Origin of the sequence: Kamptonema formosum PCC 10802 (genome assembly GCF_000332335.1) — a bacterium.
Classification (GTDB): Bacteria; Cyanobacteriota; Cyanobacteriia; order Cyanobacteriales; family Oscillatoriaceae; genus Oscillatoria.
In genome coordinates, this window is record NZ_KB235948.1 from 6,726,786 (window position 1) to 6,748,843 (window position 22,058).

The 22,058-nt window shown below is 52.5% G+C and carries 21 protein-coding genes and 1 pseudogene; 6 read left to right on the forward strand and 16 right to left on the reverse strand.

Annotated elements, in window-relative coordinates; all coding sequences use genetic code 11:
* Positions 1 to 59 precede the first annotated feature (59 nt).
* The 6 genes from OSC10802_RS0129625 to OSC10802_RS42425 form a co-directional block, all read right to left on the reverse strand.
* A complete protein-coding gene (locus OSC10802_RS0129625) occupies positions 60 to 1,235 on the reverse strand; it encodes a patatin-like phospholipase family protein (protein ID WP_017720407.1) in 1,176 nt (391 codons plus the stop codon).
* Positions 1,236 to 1,684: 449 nt separating this feature from the next.
* On the reverse strand, positions 1,685 to 2,308 hold the full coding sequence (gene dhaL, locus OSC10802_RS0129635; RefSeq protein WP_017720408.1) for a dihydroxyacetone kinase subunit DhaL: 624 nt from the start codon (positions 2,306 to 2,308) through the stop codon (positions 1,685 to 1,687).
* Between the two features lie 155 nt (positions 2,309 to 2,463).
* A complete protein-coding gene (gene dhaK, locus OSC10802_RS0129640) occupies positions 2,464 to 3,537 on the reverse strand; it encodes a dihydroxyacetone kinase subunit DhaK (protein ID WP_017720409.1) in 1,074 nt (357 codons plus the stop codon).
* A 183-nt stretch (positions 3,538 to 3,720) separates the two neighbouring features.
* Entirely contained in the window at positions 3,721 to 4,599 is an 879-nt protein-coding gene (locus OSC10802_RS0129645) for a DNA adenine methylase (RefSeq protein ID WP_026098929.1), read from the reverse strand.
* Between the two features lie 14 nt (positions 4,600 to 4,613).
* Complete coding sequence (locus tag OSC10802_RS0129650; protein WP_017720411.1) at positions 4,614 to 5,483, reverse strand: NotI family restriction endonuclease; 870 nt, start codon at positions 5,481 to 5,483, stop codon at positions 4,614 to 4,616.
* A 174-nt stretch (positions 5,484 to 5,657) separates the two neighbouring features.
* Positions 5,658 to 6,491 carry a hypothetical protein gene (locus OSC10802_RS42425; RefSeq protein WP_052334342.1) on the reverse strand — a complete coding sequence of 278 codons (834 nt, stop codon included), beginning with the start codon at positions 6,489 to 6,491 and terminating at the stop codon, positions 5,658 to 5,660.
* Between the two features lie 88 nt (positions 6,492 to 6,579).
* Here OSC10802_RS42425 and OSC10802_RS0129660 point away from each other — a divergent pair, with 88 nt between their 5' ends.
* Positions 6,580 to 7,581, forward strand: coding sequence for an IS4 family transposase (locus OSC10802_RS0129660; RefSeq protein ID WP_044170228.1), 1,002 nt, complete (start codon positions 6,580 to 6,582; stop codon positions 7,579 to 7,581).
* Between the two features lie 6 nt (positions 7,582 to 7,587).
* Here OSC10802_RS0129660 and OSC10802_RS42430 read toward each other — a convergent pair whose 3' ends face one another.
* From OSC10802_RS42430 to ptsP, 10 genes and pseudogenes are all read right to left on the reverse strand, one after another.
* Complete coding sequence (locus OSC10802_RS42430) at positions 7,588 to 8,391, reverse strand: class I SAM-dependent methyltransferase (RefSeq protein ID WP_052334343.1); 804 nt, start codon at positions 8,389 to 8,391, stop codon at positions 7,588 to 7,590.
* A pseudogene (locus tag OSC10802_RS57235) lies at positions 8,384 to 9,043 on the reverse strand (type II restriction-modification system restriction endonuclease). The gene OSC10802_RS42430 and the pseudogene OSC10802_RS57235 overlap by 8 nt, the downstream one beginning before the upstream one ends.
* Positions 9,044 to 9,064: 21 nt before the next feature.
* Positions 9,065 to 9,430 carry a Lin0512 family protein gene (locus OSC10802_RS0129675; protein WP_026098930.1) on the reverse strand — a complete coding sequence of 122 codons (366 nt, stop codon included), beginning with the start codon at positions 9,428 to 9,430 and terminating at the stop codon, positions 9,065 to 9,067.
* 138 nt (positions 9,431 to 9,568) lie between these two features.
* A complete protein-coding gene (locus tag OSC10802_RS0129680) occupies positions 9,569 to 11,248 on the reverse strand; it encodes a M14 family metallopeptidase (protein ID WP_017720416.1) in 1,680 nt (559 codons plus the stop codon).
* A 96-nt stretch (positions 11,249 to 11,344) separates the two neighbouring features.
* Positions 11,345 to 12,136 carry a DUF3598 family protein gene (locus OSC10802_RS0129685; RefSeq protein WP_017720417.1) on the reverse strand — a complete coding sequence of 264 codons (792 nt, stop codon included), beginning with the start codon at positions 12,134 to 12,136 and terminating at the stop codon, positions 11,345 to 11,347.
* Positions 12,137 to 12,204: 68 nt separating this feature from the next.
* A complete protein-coding gene (locus OSC10802_RS0129690) occupies positions 12,205 to 12,738 on the reverse strand; it encodes a hypothetical protein (RefSeq protein WP_017720418.1) in 534 nt (177 codons plus the stop codon).
* Between the two features lie 47 nt (positions 12,739 to 12,785).
* Positions 12,786 to 13,175, reverse strand: a complete 390-nt coding sequence (locus OSC10802_RS0129695) for a nuclear transport factor 2 family protein (protein ID WP_017720419.1) — start codon at positions 13,173 to 13,175, stop codon at positions 12,786 to 12,788.
* 138 nt (positions 13,176 to 13,313) lie between these two features.
* Positions 13,314 to 13,457, reverse strand: a complete 144-nt coding sequence (locus OSC10802_RS56810; protein WP_017720420.1) for an NAD(P)-binding protein — start codon at positions 13,455 to 13,457, stop codon at positions 13,314 to 13,316.
* A gap of 114 nt (positions 13,458 to 13,571) precedes the next feature.
* Positions 13,572 to 14,921, reverse strand: a complete 1,350-nt coding sequence (locus tag OSC10802_RS0129705; protein WP_017720421.1) for an aromatic ring-hydroxylating dioxygenase subunit alpha — start codon at positions 14,919 to 14,921, stop codon at positions 13,572 to 13,574.
* A gap of 144 nt (positions 14,922 to 15,065) precedes the next feature.
* The gene (ptsP, locus tag OSC10802_RS0129710) at positions 15,066 to 17,663 is read right to left on the reverse strand and encodes a phosphoenolpyruvate--protein phosphotransferase (protein WP_017720422.1); all 2,598 of its coding nucleotides are present in this window, start codon (positions 17,661 to 17,663) and stop codon (positions 15,066 to 15,068) included.
* A 195-nt stretch (positions 17,664 to 17,858) separates the two neighbouring features.
* Between ptsP and OSC10802_RS0129715 the strand changes: the two genes are divergently transcribed.
* From OSC10802_RS0129715 to OSC10802_RS0129735, 5 genes are all read left to right on the forward strand, one after another.
* Entirely contained in the window at positions 17,859 to 18,164 is a 306-nt protein-coding gene (locus tag OSC10802_RS0129715; protein ID WP_017720423.1) for a hypothetical protein, read from the forward strand.
* 19 nt (positions 18,165 to 18,183) lie between these two features.
* A complete protein-coding gene (locus tag OSC10802_RS0129720; protein WP_017720424.1) occupies positions 18,184 to 18,405 on the forward strand; it encodes a hypothetical protein in 222 nt (73 codons plus the stop codon).
* A 150-nt stretch (positions 18,406 to 18,555) separates the two neighbouring features.
* Positions 18,556 to 20,481 (forward strand): ABC-F family ATP-binding cassette domain-containing protein, encoded by a 1,926-nt coding sequence (locus OSC10802_RS0129725; RefSeq protein ID WP_017720425.1) that lies wholly within the window; start codon positions 18,556 to 18,558, stop codon positions 20,479 to 20,481.
* Between the two features lie 451 nt (positions 20,482 to 20,932).
* Positions 20,933 to 21,352 carry a peptidylprolyl isomerase gene (locus OSC10802_RS0129730; protein ID WP_017720426.1) on the forward strand — a complete coding sequence of 140 codons (420 nt, stop codon included), beginning with the start codon at positions 20,933 to 20,935 and terminating at the stop codon, positions 21,350 to 21,352.
* Positions 21,353 to 21,479: 127 nt separating this feature from the next.
* The gene (locus OSC10802_RS0129735; RefSeq protein ID WP_017720427.1) at positions 21,480 to 21,959 is read left to right on the forward strand and encodes a pentapeptide repeat-containing protein; all 480 of its coding nucleotides are present in this window, start codon (positions 21,480 to 21,482) and stop codon (positions 21,957 to 21,959) included.
* Positions 21,960 to 22,058: the final 99 nt, after the last annotated feature.

Here is a 22,058-nt window from a genome sequence, read left to right on the forward strand (position 1 = left end):
AAAACCCCTCTCACTCCCCCTCTCCGCTTGCGGGGAGGGGGTGGGGGGGTGGGGTTCTTCTAGTTGGCGTCAATAAACTTGGCGATTGCTTCTTTTACCGGCGGGCCATCAATGGCTTTCGCGGACAAAGTATTGGCTCTCGTATAATAAGTGCGGCCAGTGTCAAGGAAAGCTTCCGCAGCTTCAATCAGCGAGTCAATTGCTTCAACCTTATCCATTTCTTCCGTGAGGGGTTTGTTTGTAAACTTATTTTTTCGATCCTTTTCCGCCAATCGCACGCGAGCGTCTTGCCAAGTCTCCCCTGGTTTTGCTGCAAATTTCTCATTGAGTTCAAACTGAAGCCGCAAGTAGCGATCTGACTCCAGTCCGCCCATAAGCAGCTGGCAAATTCTGCTATCAATCTCCCCTTTTGGCTCCATAAAGATATCAACCAGATGGCTCACCAAACGCAGAACACTCCAGCCCTTTACTTCCTCGTAAGTGAATGGATTGCCAGACTGCCCCGTCCCGATAGAAAGGAGAGAAATATCTTGCAATTGGACGTTGTTAAGCTTGTATTTCTGTTTCACCTCTTCAGGGACATCTTTTGACTGGCTGATACTGAGAGCTTGGCTGATGGCAGCCAGAGAGGGATTGTTGGCAGAGACTCCCCCGTCGATATGCGGGAAGAACCACTGTCCAATTTCTTTCTGTGACTCTAATTGATAAGGAGGAAAGAAAGTTGGAGCGGATGAGGAGCAGACACATATCTTCCACAAGGGAATGGGATCGAACCACCGCGATCCAAGGTCAGGATGGCAGTTGGTAAAAAAGGTCGTGTTGCGATACAGTGTGTCGTAGGCAAGAATCAATATAATTGGACTTTCGATTTGGCTGATTGGAGTATCTCCAAACTGCTCCTTTAAGGCATTTTCCAGTCCCTCATGAGAGTATTTGTAGCCCTTGCCGGGAACGACTCCCTCTTTTAGATTGGTCAGGAATGGCACTCTAAATTTAGAGGGAAAGATACTCGCTCCGTATTTTTTGTATAACTCAATTATTTGGTCAGTATGCAGTTTTTTGGCCACTCCTGCAGTTAAAATTGAGCCGGTGGAAGTGCCGGCAATCATGTGAAAGTATTGGTGCAGGTCTTGGCCCGTCTTTTCCTTGATTTGCCGCTCAACTTCTTTAAGGATTCGGGCAGAGAGTACGCCCCGAATTCCCCCGCCATCAAAACTCAAAATTCTGAAAGTCATAGCAATTGCATTCTCAGGTTAATTCACGTTCGCGAGCCTCAGGCTCCCACCGGCTCCTGACGCACCTGTATCGATTATTTCTCCAGTCTTCAGGCTCTGTCAATAGGCCGGCGCAATTTTAACGCTTGCTTAATTATTGTTGCAATCCTTCACAATTATGGGAGAGATATTTGGCCTTTTCAAAGGATGGCTAGATAGCAGGGCCAAATTAGATACAGCCGTGTGTCGCTTGCAGGAAGGGCGTTACAGGGTATAAGTGCGTCCTGGAAGACGAGAATCGCTGATTGCGGTGGTCATCTTTCTCCTGTCCGCCCTTTCCCGGACCGGGTGGGGGGGTAGGGGGTGAGGTTGTTCTTATATAGCGGTTCTAAATGATTTGTGCTCCCTGTGGTGGCCAGAAACCCGGTTTCTTTGAGAAACCGGGTTTCTGCGCTCAAGCAGCTTTCCGCTTAGCGTGTTTCTAGCAGGGTTTTGAGGATGAGATAAGCGGAAGTGGCACCGGGGTCTTGATGGCCGGCACTGCGCTCGCCCAGGTAGCTGGCTCGTCCTTTCTTCGCCACCAGAGGAATAGTGTTTTTCATCCCCTCTTCTGCTGCGGCTACGGCTTGTTGCAATGCTTCTGGAACGCTCGCACCGGCAGCGATCGCTTGCTGGAAGGCGCTGGCTGCCGGTGAGAGGGCGTCGAGCATAGTTTTGTCGCCCAAATTCGCTTTGCCGCGCTGCGCGGCACCCTCCACACCGGCTTGCAGGAGAGCGGAAATATCCTCGCCGGTGAGTTCCTGCTTGCCGGCAGCTGCTGCGCTAGCCTTCAGAAAGAAAGTACCATAAAGCGGCCCGCTGGCACCCCCCACATTAGAGATGAGCGTCATGCTGACAGTTTTGAGGACAGTACCGATATCCTTGTCAGCAACACTCGGCAACTGGGCGATAACCTTTTGGAAACCCCGGTTCATGTTGATGCCGTGGTCAGCATCGCCAATCGCGGCGTCGAGTTCGGTCAGGTAGTCCTTATTTTGTTCTAGAATGATTGCGGTTGCTTGCAACCACCGCAAGATTTGCTCTTTTGTCACCATTTTCCAACCTCCCCGTCTTTATTGTGTTTGTAGTTGGGCTTTAGCCCTACCGCCGGACCCAGCCCCCACACAGTTTTCTGATGTGGCGGTGTGCGCAGTTCCGAAGCGACTGCCCCGGAACGAGGAAACGAGGAAAAAGCCCTCACTACAAACCGTCACATTCCCCAGCGCAGCGCCGGCGTCCAAACCGGCGCATCCCACAGTTTAATCATCTCATCATCTACTTTAAGTAAGGTGATGGAACACCCTTGCATCTCCAGAGAAGTCATGTAAGGCCCAATCAAGTTGCGGACAATCTTGAGCCGTTTCTTTTCGCAGATTTGAGCTAATTTGCGATAGATGATGTACAGTTCAGAAAGAGGAGTGCCGCCCAGACTGTTGACAAACGCCAAAACTGAATCACCGGCATTGAAAGGCGGGTCAGTCAGTTCCACTTCTGCCCATTCGCCGCTGTCCGCATCCCACTCGCGCACCGTGCGGGTGTAGGCGGAATCCTCGATAATAGAAATCGCCAGCATTTCGGCAATTTCATCGGCGGATTTCACCGGCACGCGCTGGCATCCCGGTTCCCCGTGAATGCCAATCCCTACTTCCATCTCACCCTCACCCAGGTTAAAAGTGGGGCGCATGATTGCCGGCACGGTGCAGGAGGTGAGCGCCACGCCCATACTGCGCCCGTTGAGGTTCACCTTGCGGCAGAGGTCGGCCAGCCGGCTGAGGTCATAACCCGCTTCCGCAGCTGCGCCGCAGATTTTTTCCGCGAGAACAGTTGTGCCGACTCCCCGGCGTCCTTGGGTGTATAGGCTGTTTTTGACGGCTGTGTCGTCATCGATGAGGATATTGAGCACCCGGATGCTTTCGGAGTGAGCCAGTTCGGCGGCCATCTCGAAGTTCATCACGTCGCCGGAATAGTTTTTGACGATGTTGAGGATGCCGGCACCGCCGTTTACTTGGCGAGCGGCTTCTAGGATTTGGTCGGGGGTGGGGGAGGTGAAGACTTCACCCGGACAGGCGGCGTCCAGCATGCCGGTGCCCACAAAGCCGGCGTGCGTGGGTTCGTGTCCGCTGCCGCCGCCGGAGATGAGGGCGACTTTGCCTTGGACGGGTGCGCCGGTGCGGTAAACGAACGTTGGGTCAAAGCGGACTTGGATCAGGTCGGGATGGGCGGCTGCCATGCCTTCCAGGCTTTCGCGCACCACGTCTGAGGGGTGATTGATTAGTTTTTTCATGGGAGGTTGTTATTTGTTTTTCGCTGTTCGTCATATCAAGTCCGGTAGCATGGTTATTGTATAGCAGGGGGCGGGTTTATTTCACCCCTTCGTTGTGTCGCAAATAGTTCGGGTGAGCCCCGCCCCTACAAAGATAACAATCCATGCCAGCGGACATGATATCAGTCGGCGGTATAATAATTGTCACCGGCACCAATTCAAATTGCGACTAATCAGCAGTTCGGTCATCTTCGCATGATGCGTATTTTTCATGGCAACAGCTCGGGTTTCAAATCCGTACTTGTGTGCCAAATCCCTCACAGCTTCCGTATTATCGTAGGTCATTAGAAAAACACCCTCAATTGCGCTGGCAATTTGGAAAAGTTCTTCGTGATCGATTTCCGAATAGGTGTAGAGCCGAGTTCCCGCCTTTTTTCCCGCAGCAGTATAGGGCGGATCGATAAAGAACGCGGCATCAGCGCGACAGGCGTTTTGCGAGAGAAGGCGCATTCCGTCCCCCTGAAGAAAAGTCAAGCGTTCGCGCACGGCTATAATATCTGCGATTCGCTTTCTCAGCGTCTCTGGATACCAGCGTGACTTGATTCCTTTCCCATTTTCTCCACTTTTTATTCTGCCCGCTCCAGCCGCCAAAATACCTCCGCGATGAATTCGGTTTTTGAGAATTGTTTGAAATGCTTTGTCTCCCAAGCTTAAGGCATCTTTTCCCAAGGCAGCTTTTACGGATATCGGCGAAAAATCAAAACTCACAATTTCTTGAGCCAGCCATTCACCATCACCGTTAATAATGGTCTGCCAAACAGCTGCTACTTGCTCATCAATCTCCACCATTGTTACATGATTCGCTAGCCGTTCAAAGGCAACAGTGAGGCTGACACTGCCGCCGCCAGCAAAAGGCTCAATAAACTCAGCGGGTGGCGCTGGCAAGCTGGCTAGCCACTGCCTGATGCGCGGTACAAGCCACGTTTTCCCGCCTGGGTATCGGAAAGGACTGCGCTGGGGCACTGACGCGACGTTAGTAATTTTGTTGAGGGAAATGTCCCCAAAAAGCGATAGTTGCTGCATCTCAAACCCTGAAGCTACAAAAGGTCTAGTAATGTGGGAGCATCTGGAGGGTTATCTAACCTTTCATCCAGTTTTTCCTGCAAATGGTCGATAAAGTCGTCTATTGAACCAGCTTCCGGCGCGGTAATTCTTTCTAAGGCCGGTTGAAACAGAGTGTAGACTGTTCGAGACAGAGTAAGCTGATAGCGGTTTCTATCAGAATCGCGCGTGAGGTCGTATATAAGCCACGCCATATCTGCTTCTTGCTTCTCAACCTCTGGGAGAGGCGGGAGTGTGCTGTAAAAGCCTTTGTGCAAAGCGACAGCCTGTTTCTTCTGCCAGCTTTTTAGGATTCCCCCTTTGTAGATTAGCTGCGGTGCCAGACGCTTGCGTGAAGAAGAGAGGTAGTCAGGACGGGGATAGTTTCTCTGTTTTGTCCAGTCCATATTCGAGCGGTTGGCTGGGTCTTCCATGTAATATTCAAAAGGCCGGCGCACGTTGCCAGAGATATACACTGATTGGATTTCCAAACTGCCAAAATCCGTCACGCGCCCTCGGTCGTCGTAAGCGACCAGAACTACATCAATATTGCCGGCAGACTGTCCGTGTTTATCATTTATTCGGATTTCTGTAAGTGAAGTCCACGTCGCCCTTTCGGTAAAGAAAAAGGCAGCTGCATCGTCTGCGATAATCCAATCCTGGCGGAAGCGAATTGGGCAGGTAATCGCGACTTTATCCCCCTCGAACACACTGCAAACTCCTAACGGATCGTTAGCTTTATCCTTGGTGCAAGACGGCACCTTGTTATTGTAAGGGCAGAGTCGGTGTCCCCGATAGCGTTCGGCTTCTGGGGAGAGGTTGTCTGGGGGAAACCCAAATACTTCTGCGAGAGGGTGTTTTGGCATATGGCGTTTTTTATCCTCTACTTATCTTTCTACATTTTACCTCAACTGACCGCTGCGAACCGGCAGAGGCGAGGGCACTTTCGCTTCCGCCATCGGCACCTCCCCTACTCCGTCTCCACCCTAACATATAGCACAGCCGCTTCCGAAGCGCAGCAGTGCGCCGCAAGTGCGGCGTCAAAGTTTTGACCCAGCGTCTAGCTTTCGCTCAACCAGAAGTTCCTCTAATGAAGAAGGCCATACAGGTTTTATTTCTGCAAAATTCCCTAATTTTGCCAATTCAACCTCAGCCCCAGACAGCAGCGACTGCAGTTCAATTCTATCAAAAATTGCCTTCAGGTCGATGCGCTGCAGCAGTTTCTTGGTAATCGGGCGCTTGGCATCTGAAAATAACCGCGAATAGATAAGATCCAGACAGAGTGGGTGGTTCAGGAGACAAGTGAGGAAAGCAGCTTGTTCTGGAGAAGAGCAAGCGATGAAGTAACAGGTGTCATCAAGCATAACCGGACGCCCACCAACCGGCTGGATAGCTCGAAACCTGGGAATCTTGTGCAAACCCGAAATGGCGACTTTGTAGAGAGCGAAAGAATAGTCTCCGATGCCAAACATAGAGAAGGGTGGCTTCCCCCGATAGATAGATGACTTTCGTCGCGCAAATATGCCGGCGTGTGCGGTCAGGTAACTCCACAAACCAGGCGCAGTCTGCTGCAACTGGTGCGTGTCATCCCCGAGGCGCTTCTGAGTCACGATTACAGCCCTGTGAGGCTTAACATTTGCTTGGTGAAACAGATCCGTACTTTTGACCAAGGGATAGAGATATTCAGGTTCAGCGATAACCGTTTCGCCCAGCTTGTTGTGGAGACAGCCCGATGAATCGCAGGTCAGTTCCATGACGGGTGCGGCGTCGTGTTTCAGCCCTTGACGCCAGGTAAACGGGCAATTTCCATCAGCAAAAGCTGAGCGCTTGTAAGCTGTGAGATTTGCAACCAGCCGCCCGCCGGCAATGCACAAGTGTTGAATCTTAACAATTCGACATAAAAAAAGCGCCCAAAACGTGCTATGATTTGGGCTACGGTCAAATCAATCCTGTTAATAACCTGTGCTCAACTCATTCTCTAAGATTGTCCAAAATCGTTTGGCTTCTTTGCCTAAAAATGATTATCCTGTCCTTAACACCCGCTTGTTTATGTCCATATGGTTGAGCTATGCAATGGATAAAAGCTTGACCAGTATGAGAGATATATTCAAGCGACTAAATGGAACTGGCTATGAGCTAGATATTTCAACTTTCTCCAAAGCTAATGCGTCCAGAAGTCAAGAGCCATTTCTGAGACTTTATCAACAACTTAATGAGGAAATTTGCCGTCAAAAAGACCTTCAAAAATATGAGCTGTGTCCTATTGATTCAACTGTCATTACTCTAACGAGTAAATTGCTATGGCTGCAAGAATACTACCAAGTCAAGCTTGTTAGCTCCTTAAATTTAACCACAGGAGTTCCAGAAGAAAACTTAATAAATTTTGGATACGACTCTGACTACAGATATGGAAAAGAGATGTTAGCTAGTTTGCCCCCAAACGGTGTAGGGGTAATGGATCGGGGCTTTTCTAGTTTAAAATTTTTACGGCTCGCCCAGCAGTCAAACAAGTATTTCGTCTTGCGCATACCTAACAACTACAAACTTCAATTTTCTGAAAATAAGGGGCAGTTTCTAGTTGGGACAGGCAAGGACTCAGGAATATATAGAGTTGTTAACTTTTGCGATCTTGAAAAGCGTGCTGAGTATAGATTGGCCACCAATTTGGAGCGGGCCGAAGTCTCCGATGAAGAGCTTATGGAAATCTACAAATATAGGTGGCACATAGAGTTGCTATGGAAGTTTCTTAAAATGCACCTTAAGTTGGATAAGCTGATTACTAAAAATGTAAATGGTATAGCTATACAAATTTATGTTTCGCTGATAGCTTACCTGATATTAAAGATAGTAGATATTCCTAAAGAATGGGGGACTACGCTACTAGATAAACTCCGCTATCTTCAATGTTGTATGTGTCAAGAAATCAGCTATGTCCACTGGATAGAACGACTTCTCTCTGGCTAAGCATTTTTACTCAGGGCAGGATAAATGTAAGCTAAAATGTAAAGTTTTGTGACAGAATTCAACACTTGTGCCGGCAATGCCGGTAGTACACTCTGGATCAGTCGCGTGTAAATCCGGGTATACAGGTGCTTCGTACTGCGGTATTCCTGAACCCAATTCTACGCAAAACAGGCAGGCGCTAACCGCAGCCCCAAACCACTTTTTGGCGTCAATCATTCGGACAGACGCGCTTTTCACCGGCAGTGCGGTATCGAAGGCAAACTGCAAGACGTTCCGCGCCACAGATGTTTTGCAAAGCAGGGCAATTGTGGGATATTCCGGGGCGAGTTCCCTAATCAGCTTTATCCAGATGTACTCGGAAATGTCGAAATTTGAGCTGCCGGTTAGCGCCTCAATCCCTCGCAGGTGTTTCAGATTTGTCTTGTGCGGGAGGTTGGCACTCCGCTCAACTCCCAGCTGGGAGTTTGTCACCCACGGCGGATTTCCCACAACAAGAAGGGAGCCGGTTGTTTCCCAGCGCAAGTCTCGGCGAAAATCCAGAGCGAAGAGTTTGTCATTTTTTATGATAACACGAGTTGAGGGAGATTGACCGGCAAGTTTTTGGGCGCTTTGGAAATGAGTTGTTTGCAGCTCAATTCCTTGGATTTCGCGAGGGGGAGTGGTAAGATTGAGCAAGCCGGTGATGAAGTTTCCGCAACCGCAAGCCGGTTCGAGGACTCTGGGCCAAATTGTGCCGGGGGCTGCCAGAGATTCCAGGACTGCGGTTACAAGTGCCGGTGGGGTTTGAAAGTCGCCGAAATGTTTAGACAAGAAGATTCTCCAATCCTTCAGTTGTACCTAGGGTTCCCAGAGTGATGATTCGGCTGTACTGAAGCCTCCACTGCAACGCATTAGAAATAGTGAGGTAGCCTAGAGCCAGAGGTTGCGCCATTATCCGTTCCGCAAGCAGTTCGCGTCCAATCTCGTCCAGAGGAAGGTTGCGATCCTCAAGGAATGCAACCACATCATCCTGATTGCCATTCCGGCGCAGGATTTCTCTCAAGCCGTAGGTTGTTTGGTAATCTCCCGTTCGCTCACGCGCTACAAAAATTGCGTGCTGGAAGTTCAATCGAGCAGCCCTTAAGACAGAATCGTCATTTTTTTCGTAGACGAACACGAGAAGATGATAGCCAAGTCCGTACACTTTCTGGCTGGCATCCCGAAAGGGACATCAAGACTGCGGCTGTCGGATGGATGTTACCTTTAAGTCTACCTCTAATGTGGGAAAATCGATACCGAGCGCCGAGCTGCCTGGTGTGTGAGAATATTGGGCTACAAGATACCGGTGAAATGCCTGTTCAACATATGTCCCTACGGCTTTAGCATCTGTAATGCCATACAGGTTGGGAATCGACATAGCGCTCAATTCTTGAAGAAAATCTCGGGCGGCGGTTTTCAGTACGGGTAGCGTCAGCTCTGTCATATTGTCGATAGTTTATTCTAGTTACTCCGTCTCCACCCAAACTGTAACCGCCGCAACAGCGATTAGCATCTCGTCATTTTTATCATTAAACTCGTCAATCGCCCGCCCCTGCACCACCATGCCGCCGGCTTCAACGGTGAGGGTTTTGCGCCCGAAAGGCAGCACAGCCAGCACTTCATCTTGCCGCACCTGTTCCGGATAGGGCACTGCTACCTGCACTTCCACAATCATTTGATTGGGGTGGCTCAAACCGGCAACTTCCCAAATGCCGGGTAAAGCATTGTGAGCGATGGCGTTGCGCACAGCCCGGGCTGCTGCGACAGTGGGTTCTTGCCCATGCTGGTCAACTCCCATGCCCATTTCGATGATAAAGCGTTTGCGAGCCACAGTCACCTCTCGATTTGTTTGAATCTAACAGTTTATTTTTATAGCATAACTTGCCGGTTTGAGACGCGATTGAGACGCGATTTATCGCGCCTCAAAAGGACTTGGCACAAGGGCACCGGCTATCCCAACCCCTTTTCTTTACCCTAACTGCACTTCACGCCGCAGCACACCGGCACGATCGCTGCGCACAATGATGTTAATATTAGCCTGTGCCGTCACCTTTAGCACCCACTCGGCGCGGGCGCGATTGTCGGTACTGGAGCTGTGACCTAAACCGAATTGAACGAGCGTCAGTTTGTTGCTTCGCCCTTCCAAATCACCCAGCTCAGTGCGCCGCTTGCCGGTGAGCAGCGTCACCCCTTCGGGCAATTCCAATTCGACAAGCACAGGGCGGGCGGATTTGCGTTTTTTGGCTTGCTGGCTGGTGTGAGTGGGCAGAAAGCCGGTGTTTTCTACCACCAAGTTTAGCCGGTAATTGTCATTGCCGAGAGAAGTCACCTCCAAAGTGTGAATCGACAAGTGCGGTAACATATCAGCCAGCGCTAAGGCAAAGGGTGCATTGCGGGCTGCTTCCCCACCCATGAAAGCAGGCGGGGGATTTCGCCAGGTATAAAGTGGGTCCCAGCCGCCCAGCTCAACCGGCCCTAATTGGGGGTGATTATAATTATACCACGGCACATAAGCGCCTTCCCCAACATGTTCGTCGAACCACTGCAAAACCTTTAAATCCTCCTCATGCGGGTGCTCGCGCCCCCAATCCAACACCTTGCTATTTTTAACACCGGCTCGCTCCAGCGGGTTCCACAGTTCAATCGTGAAGGCAAACGCACCAAAATGATCGTACATCCAGTCGTCAAAAATGCCGGTGACAATTTCTTTGGGGTGATAGCGGAAATCGTGATATACTGAAAGGCAGGGGTAGCCGGTCAGCTGGGAGCCGCGCTCGCCAATTTTCTTATACACCTGCAAGTCATCGGTTTCGATATCCTCGTCAGGTCGGGTGCTGGGGGGGCGCAGGATTACGCCACTGTAGGTGTGATAAGTGAGCGCGAAGTTGATATTGGGGTGCGCTACAATAAAATCTACCAGCGCTTCGATTTCCGGTTCAGATGCCGGATATGGTCCCGCCCCACCCTGCTCCGCTTCCGGTCGCCACTCGAAGGGAAAATTGCGGTTGAAATCGAGTCCCGCATGCGGGCGAGCAGTTTTGATCAGATAGCCGTCGAAATCTTCTATCAAACCTTCAGGAAATATGCGATAATAGGTGCGTCCGTGTTCGTCAGGGGCGCGTTTTTCCATTAAGCGCGGGTCGAGGGAACTAATTTTCCAGTCCCCGTTTGGATCGGGGACGCGCATTTGCAAGACGCGACTGTCGCCATCTATATCTTGCCGGTGCAAACCTTCGGCTTTTTCCTCATAGGGATACGCCCGCACGCCGGAGCGAATAAATTGCGGCGCAGAAGACATTGCCAGCGCCGCACCGTCTGGATTGATGCGCGGCACTGCATAAAATGTGCAGTTGTCAAGCAGGCGCGTAATCCGATCGTCGCGTCCGTATTCGGTGAGCAATTTGTCAGCGATATGCAATACAGTTGTAGTGCCGGCAAGTTCTGTGGCGTGGATGTTGGCATCCAGCCAAACCGCCGGTTTTTCTGTATCTGCTCCCGTGGCGCGATTGGTGAGCGTTAGCAGCCAAATCGGATTTCCCTGGTAGCTGGTGCCGGTTTGGCTGAGAGTCACATATTCAGGATAGTTCTTCGCCCATTCTTGCAGAACTGATTCCAGTTCCTCATTGGTGAAATAGCGGTTAAAGTCCATAGCACTGTTTTGTTAGTGAGAGCCGGTACATCCTATTTTTGATCATATTAGCATCTAGCCAGTAGGTGCGTTCCGCAGGAACGCACCCTACTCTTGCTACTCTTGCCGGTGGAACACTTCGGAAATCAGCAGCGCAAAAGCGCCGGAACTGTCATACTTGGCAGTCAGCCGCTTGAACTCGCTTTCCGACACCAGCTTGCCGGCTGATAGCTCAAATTCTTCTCCCACCGGCAGTTTGGCAGGATAATTCAGGACGATGCCTTCCGCCAGGAAGAAAGTTTCGTTTTTGCCGCCGGTTCTGTCTACGACAAGTTCTTGAGTGTCTTCTCCCGGCGACACTTGCAAATCCGGGGTCATCGTCTCTTTTTTCCCAACCCACTTCCCGGACAAGTTTTCGATGGCCGTTTCGGCTGCCGGTTCGGGGAAACTGCCCAGGTGTTCGCGAATGTGCAAAATCCTGTCTAAGCTGCCACTCTCCCCATAGACAATCCCTAAGCTATTATTCCAATCTCCATTCTTCAAGAAAAACTCAATTCCGAAATCGCGTCCCGGTTCAAATGTTTTAGTCACCCAAGCGCTGACACCCCAATCCAACAAGGAAAGCGCTCTTTTAGAAAGAGCGGCTGTGTGCGCCAGTCCATCAGGCCGGTTGCAAGCTTCCTTCTCGATTTGCCATTGGTTTTCCCGCACAGTTCCGTCAGGCGATGGAAATTGATTGGTGTGAGTGATAACGGTCTTATCTTCATTAGCCTGCAAATGCCTGATGCCTTTAAATTCCTTGATGACCTCTTTTTCGGGAGAGCGCACAGTCCAGATGCCATACCAGGAACTGACTTCAGCTGTCACGCGCTCGAATAATTTTGTCCAGTGCTGTTCTTGGAGATTCATAATTCCTCTCATTAACTTAAAGTGAGATGTTTTCATTGCAGAGCGTCTTTCTGGGCGCAATTGCAGACTTACTCCCTCTCAGACTGGACTTCCCAGCGCAGCAGCACTGGAATCTGGGAAACATCGATGGCATAGTTGACAGTCCAGAGGACTATCTCGGCAATCAACAACCTTTGCACCCAGACGATATCGCTCTCAGCACTCAGGAGTGTCAGTCCAGTATAGAGCTGCCAGAAGCGATAGGGCAGGTACAAATAGGGCACCATCACCCACACGCACGATTGAAATCGTCTCAAAGTGACAATCTCGAAGGCAATTTGCAACCCCAGCATCAGAAAGTAGGACAGGAAGACTTGCAGGACAGTGGGATGACTCCACCAGACGCCCCAGAGAATCATTGCCACTAGAGGAAGGGCTATCCCCACTACCTGCACAATTATAACCCAGGCAGAAAGCCAAGCTGGCAGTGGTAAAGGGAGGGTGAAGGGCTTGGAGTTCTGCCACACCCTGCCCATATATACGAAAAAAGCAGTGGAAACCGCCAGGAAGAGGAGGTTTTCCAAAAAGATGTTCAGGGCGGTAGAGGAAGTTATTGGCAACATTTAAGTAACGCAACAAAAATACACCGGCATATAGGTTGCCGGCATGACTAACCCTTCAGTTGAGCCATGAACGCAGGATCGTCCCAGTAAGACGACACTTTTTGAATCTTGCCGGCACCGTTAATTTCAAAAACACTGATCCCCTCGCCGGTGGCAGTCCGTCCATTTTTCCCAACCGCCCGCATTGTCCACTTGACTGCTGCCCCACTGCCGGCGACCACAAAGATATGGTCTTTTGACAGTTCTAGTTTATCAAAGATCGCAGACAGCATCCCGAAAAATTTCTGAGAATCCTCGTGGACTTTGCTGGGCGGCTTGCCAACGGGGTCACAGATCACCCCATCTTCAGCAAAGTTCTCCAGCCACCCCTGTGGATTCATCGCTGCCATATTGACAAAGTAAGCATCTACAAGTTTTTCAATGGCTTCTGCTGACATCGCGGCAATCTCCTTCACTATCGGCGCAACTCTTAACTTATCACAGATCGGTTGTAGTTATAAAGCCAATCCTCAAAGTCGGGCTGACTCGCCTGCGCCCGCTCCATCGCTGTGCGCTGAAATGTATCGCTGTCGGCGTCATAGGCGCGAGAGCCCTGGAACTTGGGCGTCGATGCCTTGTTTTCGCAGCGCCATCGCCGCTGCCAGACCGCCAAGTCCAGCACCGATGATGGCCACTTTCTCAACGGCACTGGGAAATTCCACTGGGTTGTTTTCAGACATGGGTGAGGCAGTACCAAGAAACCGGGTTTTTTATAATTAAAACATGAAAACTGAGTTTTGTCAACCAAAGAAACCCGGTTTCTCGCTCCTGAGCGTAACTTTTCGCCTGACTTATTAGTGGCGAGTGTAGGAACGCTCAAAGTGGGTTTTGACTTTCTCCGCCACAGCCGCCAAAGCTGCTGCCGAGACAAAAGCCGACACTGCCACGATTTTACTCCCAAACCCGTCTGCAACTATCGCCAAAGCTGCGATTGCGACCGCCGCACCCACCGAGATTTGTTGCAACCGGCTCGTGACCCGATAGGCTCGACTGCAGGTTCCGCACAGCTGCGTGTGTTGCGAGAGCCGGTCTAGCAGCACCGGCTCTCCGCCGCACTCCCCACTGTCGCTCCCCAGCTTCGAGGTGGCATATCCCTGATAATACGGCAAACCCTGCCCAAATTTATCCAGCCACTTGCGGTACTCAATCACCAAGGTGTCGGATGTCTTGAGCGGCCAATAAAGCTCTTTTAGAGGTTGCCTCAATCGCTCTAATTCAGCTTTTTGCCCGACAACAACTTGCAAATCCTGCTCTAATATTTTGTTCTGGCGGAGATGCTCCAACCACAGAGGCTTCAGCTGTATTTTCCAACTCAAAAAGTTGGCATATCTTCTTAATAACATCCGGCATTTACCCTGACCGAGAGGGATTGAATACAGAGCTATTCCACCATACCTGCCCGCCACACCAAAGCTATACATAACTAAATTTGGAGCGGTGAAATCAAGGTTGTTCCAGCGGCCATTGGGGTTCCGCATTCCCCGCCACCTGCCCTTGATCCCCTCAACCGAACTTTCCAGCACTTCCATTTCCAGCGGTTGGGCCTGTTCTCGATTGCCTTCGGTGCCGTGGTGGCTGATGAAGACGTGAGCCGGATCGATGACGTTTTCTATGAAATACGTTTGGTCGTAAGGCAGGTCACGCATGTAGTCGGCGCTGTGGAATTCCGGCTTGTCCAGCTCCGGTATGATTGGTATGCGAGCTTCGTCAGCTGCTTCCGGTTCCCCGGGCCACACCCAGACCATGCCTTGGCGCTCCACAACGGTAAAGGATCGCACGCAGGCATTAGCCGGAATTTTAGCATCAACCGGCAATTGCGGAATGTGCTCGCACTCACCACCGGTGCCGAACTGCCAGCCGTGGTACAAACACTCGATTTTGCCGTCGGTTATCTGTCCGTCGGAGAGTCTGGCGGCGCGGTGGGAACAGCGATCTGTCAAACATCCCAGTTTCCCATCCCGGTTTCTGAACAAGACGAAGGGCTCGTCGTACAAGGAAAAGCGATAAGCCCGGTCTTTGGGCAGGTCTTGAACAAATGCGACCGGATACCAGCACAGCCTCCAGTTGAATCCTCGCTCCCTCTCAGGCACCGGCGCAGATTCGGTCTGTTTCGCTGTCTCTTCAGTCTTGGCCTCTGTTTTCATCGAAAAACTCGCTGTCAACCTATTTGCTGTATTCTATCAGCTTACTTTAACCCCCAGCTAACCATAGCGGACCGCTCTAATATCAAGTCAGTTAAATACCTGTAATTAGGGAAAACAGTTTTTAGGGGCGGTTGCACCTAACTATCACTCACCCCCCAACTGCGCAGCGACATACTGCCTAACTGCCTCAGCTGAATCCAGCTGCAAAACGGCACCGGCAATCGCCTCCGCCTCAGCCACCGCCAGTCGGGAAATCGCCGCTTTCACCTCAGGAATTGCCGGCGCGCTGACGCTCAACTCATCCACGCCCAGCCCCACCAAAATCGGTGTCGCCTCTGGGTGCGACGCCAGCTCGCCGCAGACTCCCACCCAGATGCCGGCACTGTGCGCCGCTCGAACAGTCTGCTGAATCATCCGCAGCACTGCCGGCTCGAAGGCATCAGCAAGAGTGGCCACTTTGGGATTGGTGCGGTCAGCTGCCATCACATACTGGCTGAGGTCGTTGGTGCCGATGCTGAAAAAGTCCACTTCTGCAGCCAGCCGGTCAGCCACCGCCACAGCTGCCGGCACTTCTACCATCATGCCGACTTCCATCTTTTCATCGAAAGGGATGCCGGCAGAGCCCAGTTCCACCCGCACTGCGGCCAAAATCTCTTTGGCGGCGCGGATCTCCCTCACCGAGGCGATCGTGGGAAACATCACCTTAATCTCGTGACCGGCAGAAGCCCGCAAAATCGCCCTCAGCTGGGTTTTCAGCAAATCCGGGCAATCCAGCAGAAGGCGAATCCCCCGCCACCCCAAGAACGGATTGGCTTCTTGTTCCAAATTCAAATAGGGGAGGGGCTTGTCGCCACCGGCATCCAGAGTGCGCACCGTCAGGGGGCGAGTGCCTAAAATCTCTGCGATCGCTTGATACACTTGCAGCTGCTCCTCTTCCCCTGGAGCCTGCGCTCGCTCCAAATAGAGAAACTCACTGCGCAGCAATCCCACGCCCTCAGCACCGGCACCGGCAGCAATTTTGGCATCTGCCACCCCGAAAATATTTGCCATCACCTTGACTTTTCGCCCGTCGCGTGTTAATGCCGGTTGCTTCGCTGCAGTCCTGACGGCGTGCTGTGCGGTTGCGCCCCTGCCTTGCTTTGCCTGCAGCTCCCTCACCCGGGCCTCATCCGGGCTGGCCCACAGGGAGCCGGTGCCGCCATCCAGGGCCAGCGGCGTGCCATCCTCGATGCGGGACAGTTCCGTCCCAACCCCAAACACAGCGGGGATGCCGAGGGATTTGGCCAGAATCGCGCTGTGGGAAGTGGCGCTGCCCTTGCCGGTGCAGAGGCCCGAGACGCTGATCGGGTCTAGCTGAGCCACCTCCGAGGGGGTGAGTTCGACAGCCACCAGAATCGCCCCGGCTTCCCCTTTGTGGGACAGCCGCAGGACAGGCGTCGTTAGCGCACCGGCTCCTGCGGAGCTGCCGGCGATCGCAGGGGGTGCTGCCGGCACTTCCCCACCGATCAGCAGCCGCAGCACTCGCTGGCCCACGTCCAGCACGTCAGCTGAGCGCTCCTGAAGGTACGGGTCGTCCAGCGCTCGGTAAACCGCAACCATCTCGGACACCACCGTCTGCCACGCCACAGCGGCACTGAGGCGCTGCTGGAAAATCTGCTGGCGAGCGACTTTCAGCACGGCGGGATCTGACAGGCACAGCAAGTGGGCGTCGAAAATGCTCGCTTCTTCTTCCCCCATCTGGCTGGCGGTTTGCCGGCGCAGCGCCTGAATTTCCATTTGCGCGGTTTGGATGGCCTGCACGAGCTGCTGCCACTCCCCCTCAGGACTGTCTGCTGGCCCGGCTGCCACCTCCAGAACCGCTGGGCGATACCAAACCGCTCGCCCGATGGCGACGCCAGGGGATGCCCCGATGCCGGTGAGCTGAAAACCCTCACCCCCACCCCCTGTTTCTTCGATCCCCCCCTGCCCCCCCTTGAAAAGGGGGGGTTCGCTTTGGTGGTGGGATGCCGGCGCTTCGCCGAAATTGGCTTCTACCAGTTGCTGCAGTGCGGCCAAAGCCTCATCCGCTTCCGCTCCCTCCGCTGCGATGGAAATCTCGTGCCCCCGGCGCACTCCCAGGGTGGCGACCTGATTGATGCTCTTGGCATTCACCGGCGGGCTGGCACAGGTCAGGTTGCGCACCGCGATCTCGCACTCAAACCGGCTGGCTGTGGCGGCGAATTTGGCTGCCGGTCGAGCGTGAATGCCCAGCAGATTTCCCACACTCAGGCGTATTTCCTTTATATGCTGTCCGGGCTGCGGCACGCCAGAGCTTTCCCCTTCCTCTGCGCGGGGGTTGGACAGCTGAGCGGCTTTTGCAGCCAGCGAGTTCCGCGCTTCTGCCATCACCTGTTCCAGAGAAGCGCCGGCACCGGCAACAACCGCCGCCGCCAGCGCCCCCTCCACCAGCGGTGCCTCGCACAGTCTCACCCTGTCCCGTTTTTCCGAGGGCAGAAACTCCAGAGCCATCTCAGCACTCATCAGGGCGCTGCCCAAATCCATCAGCACCACTACGCCCCTGTCACTGTAAACCGACTCAATCGCCTCGCACACCCGCACAGCATCGGTGCCAAACGGATTCTCTGGGTCGTCAATCCCTGCAGCGAGGGCAATTTTGACCCCGCCCTGAACCATCTGCTCAGCTAGCTCCCGCACTGCGGCTGCCAGCTTAGCGCTGTGAGCTACGATGACAATGCTAACCATCAATCAACCCGCTCCTTATCAGGGGCAATTCTGCCTGATTTTTTGAATTTGCCCTACTCTTCCCAATGATATCTATTTGAAGTACGGTGCGTTCCCTTTCTGAGGGAACTGCAACCCCGGATAGGGGGGACAGGGGGAAACGGCTTTATTTTCAGTTTATTTATCAGACCTACTTAGAACGAGCAATTTGTACAAATGGCATCAAATTTTTTGCTCTACGGTTCTTACGGCTACACCGGCAGTCTGATTGCCCGCTTGGCCGCCGGGCGAGGACTTCGCCCGACACTCGCCGGGCGGGACAAAAACAAACTGGCGGCGCAAGCGGCAGAACTGGGCTTGGAGGTTTCAATCCCGTTGCCGGGATTGAAACTACGCCGCATTCCCGGAATCCACCCTGCGGGCGATGGTGGCCAGCCGATATCTCGGCTAGCTGCTTGGTTTGCCGGTGGTGCAGAATTTCCAGAAGCGCCTGATTCAGGCTCAGCCCCCCGGGCCAACTGACGCTGAACGCGCACAGGGGATGAGTTTGTTTTGGGGAGAGGCGCAAGACAGTGCTGGCAAAAGGGCTGCGAGCCGGTTGCAATGCCCTGAAGGCTATACGCTGACGGCGCTGACGGCGCTGACGGCTGTGGGAAAGGTGCTGGCGGGAGAGGTGAGTGCCGGTTTCCAGACGCCATCAAACGCCTACGGGCCAGATTTTATCTTGGAAATTGAGGGCGTCGTGCGCTCAGATGCGGACTGACAGCCGGTGTGGCAGTCCCAGAAACCGTCCCAGAAACCGTCCCAGAAACCGTCCCAGAAACCCGGTTTATTAAAGAAACCGGGTTTCTTAACCCGTTTCTTAACCCGTGCTAAGGTACTCTAGTAGGAGTCTGTGGCGCATAGGAACTAGATGAGTATCTTCACACTGCAATCGGTCAAAAAGGACTTTGGCATCAAGGAAATCCTCAAAGATGCCAGTTTTAGCCTGGGGGCCACGGATAAGGTTGGTTTGATCGGCACTAACGGTTCTGGCAAATCGACGCTGTTGAAGATGATTGCCGGTTTAGAACCGGTTGACAGCGGTCAAATTTTGGTCAATTCTGGAGCCAGGATTGTCTATTTGCCGCAGCAGCCCGAGCTGGATGAGAGCCGCACGGTTATCGAACAGGTGTTTGCTGACAGTGGGGAGCAAATGGCTCTGGTGCGCGAGTATGAGGAACTGTCAGACAAGCTGGCTCACTCGCCGGGAGACAGCCAGCTGATGTCTCGTCTGTCTGGCGTCATGCAGCGGATGGATGCTGCCGGCGCTTGGGAATTGGAAACGAATGCTAAAATTATTCTCACTAAGTTAGGCATTGAAGATGTCAGCGTCCGCATTGAAAGTCTTTCTGGTGGCTATCGCAAGCGTATTGCCCTTGCAGCTGCTTTGCTATCTGAGCCAGATGTGCTGCTGATGGATGAGCCGACAAACCATCTGGACGCTCTGTCGGTTGAGTGGTTGCAAAGTTATTTGAACCGGTTTCGGGGGGCGCTTTTGCTGATCACTCACGACCGCTATTTTCTGGATCGGGTAACCAATCGGATTATAGAAATTGACCGGGGCGATCTCTATACTTACGATGGGAACTATTCTTACTATCTGGAGAAAAAAGCTCTCGCGGAAGAGGCGGCGGCGAGCAGTCAGCGGAAACATCAGGGGGTGCTGCGCCGCGAGCTGGAATGGCTGAGTCGGGGGCCAAAAGCTCGGAGTACGAAACAGAAAGCTCGGATTCAGCGCATTGCGGAAATGCGGGTTAGGGAGTTTAAGCAGGCTGAAGGTAAGGTGGATATTTCTACTCCCAGCCGGCGGATTGGGAAAAAAGTGATCGATCTGGTGAATGTGGGGAAAAGTTATGGCGATCGGGTGTTAATTAAGGATTTTACTTATGAGTTAACTCCGGAAGAACGCATCGGCATTATTGGGGGCAATGGTGCCGGAAAATCGACGCTGATGGATATTATTACGGGGCGGGTGCAGCCGGATGCCGGTGCGGTGGAGATTGGCTCTACTGTTCACATCGGCTATTTCGACCAGCATTCTGAGGAGTTGCTGGCGGCGATGAATGAAAATCAGCGGGTGATTGAGTATATAAAGGAAGAGGGGGAATTTGTCAAGACGGCGGACGGGACTCAGATCAGCGCCTCTCAGATGCTGGAGCGTTTCTTGTTTCCGGGGAACCAGCAATATGCGCCTATCTACAAGCTTTCTGGGGGTGAGAAACGCCGGCTGTTTTTGTTGCGGGTGCTGATGAGTGCGCCGAATGTGCTGATTCTGGATGAGCCGACGAATGACTTGGACGTGCAAACGCTGGCGGTGCTGGAAGATTATCTGGAGGATTTCAATGGCTGCGTGATTGCTGTTTCGCACGATCGCTATTTCCTCGACCGCACGGTGGATACGATTTTTGCCTTTGAGGAGGGGGGCAAGTTGCGGCAGTATCCGGGAAATTACACGGTTTATTTGGATTTCAAGCGGGAGGAGGAAGAAGCTGCTGCGCGGGAGAGTGCCGGTGTCAAGGAGAAGACGAAAGAAGCTCAGCCGAAATCGTGGAAGTCACAGCAGGATAGCAGCAAGCCGCGCAAGCTGTCATCGAAAGAGAAGCGCGAGTTTGAGATGCTGGAAGGTAAGATTGCCGGTCTGGAAGCGGAGAAAGCGGAGGTTGAGAAGGCGCTTTACAGTGCACCGCCTGGGGAAGTCACCAAGGTGCGAGAATTGTACGAGCGGGTGGAGCAGCTGAAGCTGGCGATCGATGCGGCGACTGAGCGCTGGTTAGAGCTTGCTGAACTGGGGGCTTAAATTGACCGGATATACCCATCATATAATGTCCGGTTACATCGGTTTTGTATAGCTCCCCTTGTAGGGGCGGGTGAGAGCCAAGATATTTGGTGTTTCATCCAACAATCAAATTGGTATCAAGAGGGCGCTGGTGTGACGCCCTCTCCTGTAAACTTGGGAAGTTTTACTAGAATGGGTAATAGCCTCTTGTAGAGACGCGATTTATCGCGTACAAGCTCTTGTAGAGACGCGATTTATCGCGTCTGGAGCTGCGGAGACAAATTTTTCCCGCTTCACCGGCTCCGGACGCCAGACACTGCCCTTAAGAAATTGTGAAATTTGATTGGAGCCAGTCTCTCCGGAGTGCTTTCGATCTAAGATATTAGGGCTGTGGGCGAGCGCTACAGCCACGGGCTGCATATTATATCGCCCAACCGAAAAATTGTCAATCATCCTTTGGAAAGGAAAAGCTATGACCCGCGCTATAATGGAAACGCAAAAGGGGACAATCCACTTGGAGCTGTTCGACAAGGATGCCCCTAACACGGTGAAAAATTTTGTTGAGCTGTCGGAAAAGGGTTTTTACGACGGTCTGACCTTTCACCGAGTCATCCCGGATTTTATGATACAAGGTGGCTGTCCGAAGGGAAATGGAACGGGCGGTCCGGGCTACAAAATTAAGTGTGAAATTAACTCCAACACACACCAGGCCGGCACGCTATCGATGGCGCATGCCGGTCGCGATACGGGGGGGAGTCAATTTTTTATTTGCCACTCTCCCCAACCGCACTTGGATGGAGTGCACACCACCTTTGGCAAAACGGAGGACATGGATGTAGTCAATGCTATCCGCAAGGGTGACAAGATTCTTTCTGTCAAGATTGAGGGGTAGGTGTCTGCCCATATTAGTGAGATCCTGAGAAACCCGGTTTCTTAAAGAAACCGGGTTTCTGGGCCGTACTTCATCCAACTGAAAACCGCTATAGGATCTAACGTGCTAACCAATTTCTAGTGCTATAATGCTTAACTCCCCCACTCAAGACTTGCGCAGCAGCTGTATCCAGTTTCTCGGAAAAACCCCTACAGAACGCCTGCGGGTGCTTGAGAACCTGGGGTTAGCGCGTTACGATTTTTTAACTGTAATGCCTTTGACTGAGGCAAATGTAGCCTGTGTGATGCGGTTTCTCGGCAACCGGCACCGGGTGAAATTCCCTAACCTCCGAGGAGCGGATTTATCGGGGTTGGTTTTAGATGGGGTGAACTTCATCCGGGGGGATTTATCCGGGGCGAACCTGAGAGGGAGCCGGTTAGTCAATGCCGACCTCCTGTTTGCCAATTTTACTGCAGCTGACTTGAGAGATGCGGATTTAACCGGCGCAACTCTCAATGAAACGATATGGTCAGGTGCGCTCGTTGAGGGGTGCCGGTTTGGCACAGGGATTGGCATAGCGGAGGAGCTGCGCTGGGATTTAACATCTCGCGGCGCTCGGTTCAATTAGGTGAGGGGTAAGAAGAAACCCCACCCCCCTACCCCCTCCCCGAAGCGCGGCTATCCATTACCCACATTTTTCTTAACATAAAGTACATATTTCTTAAAA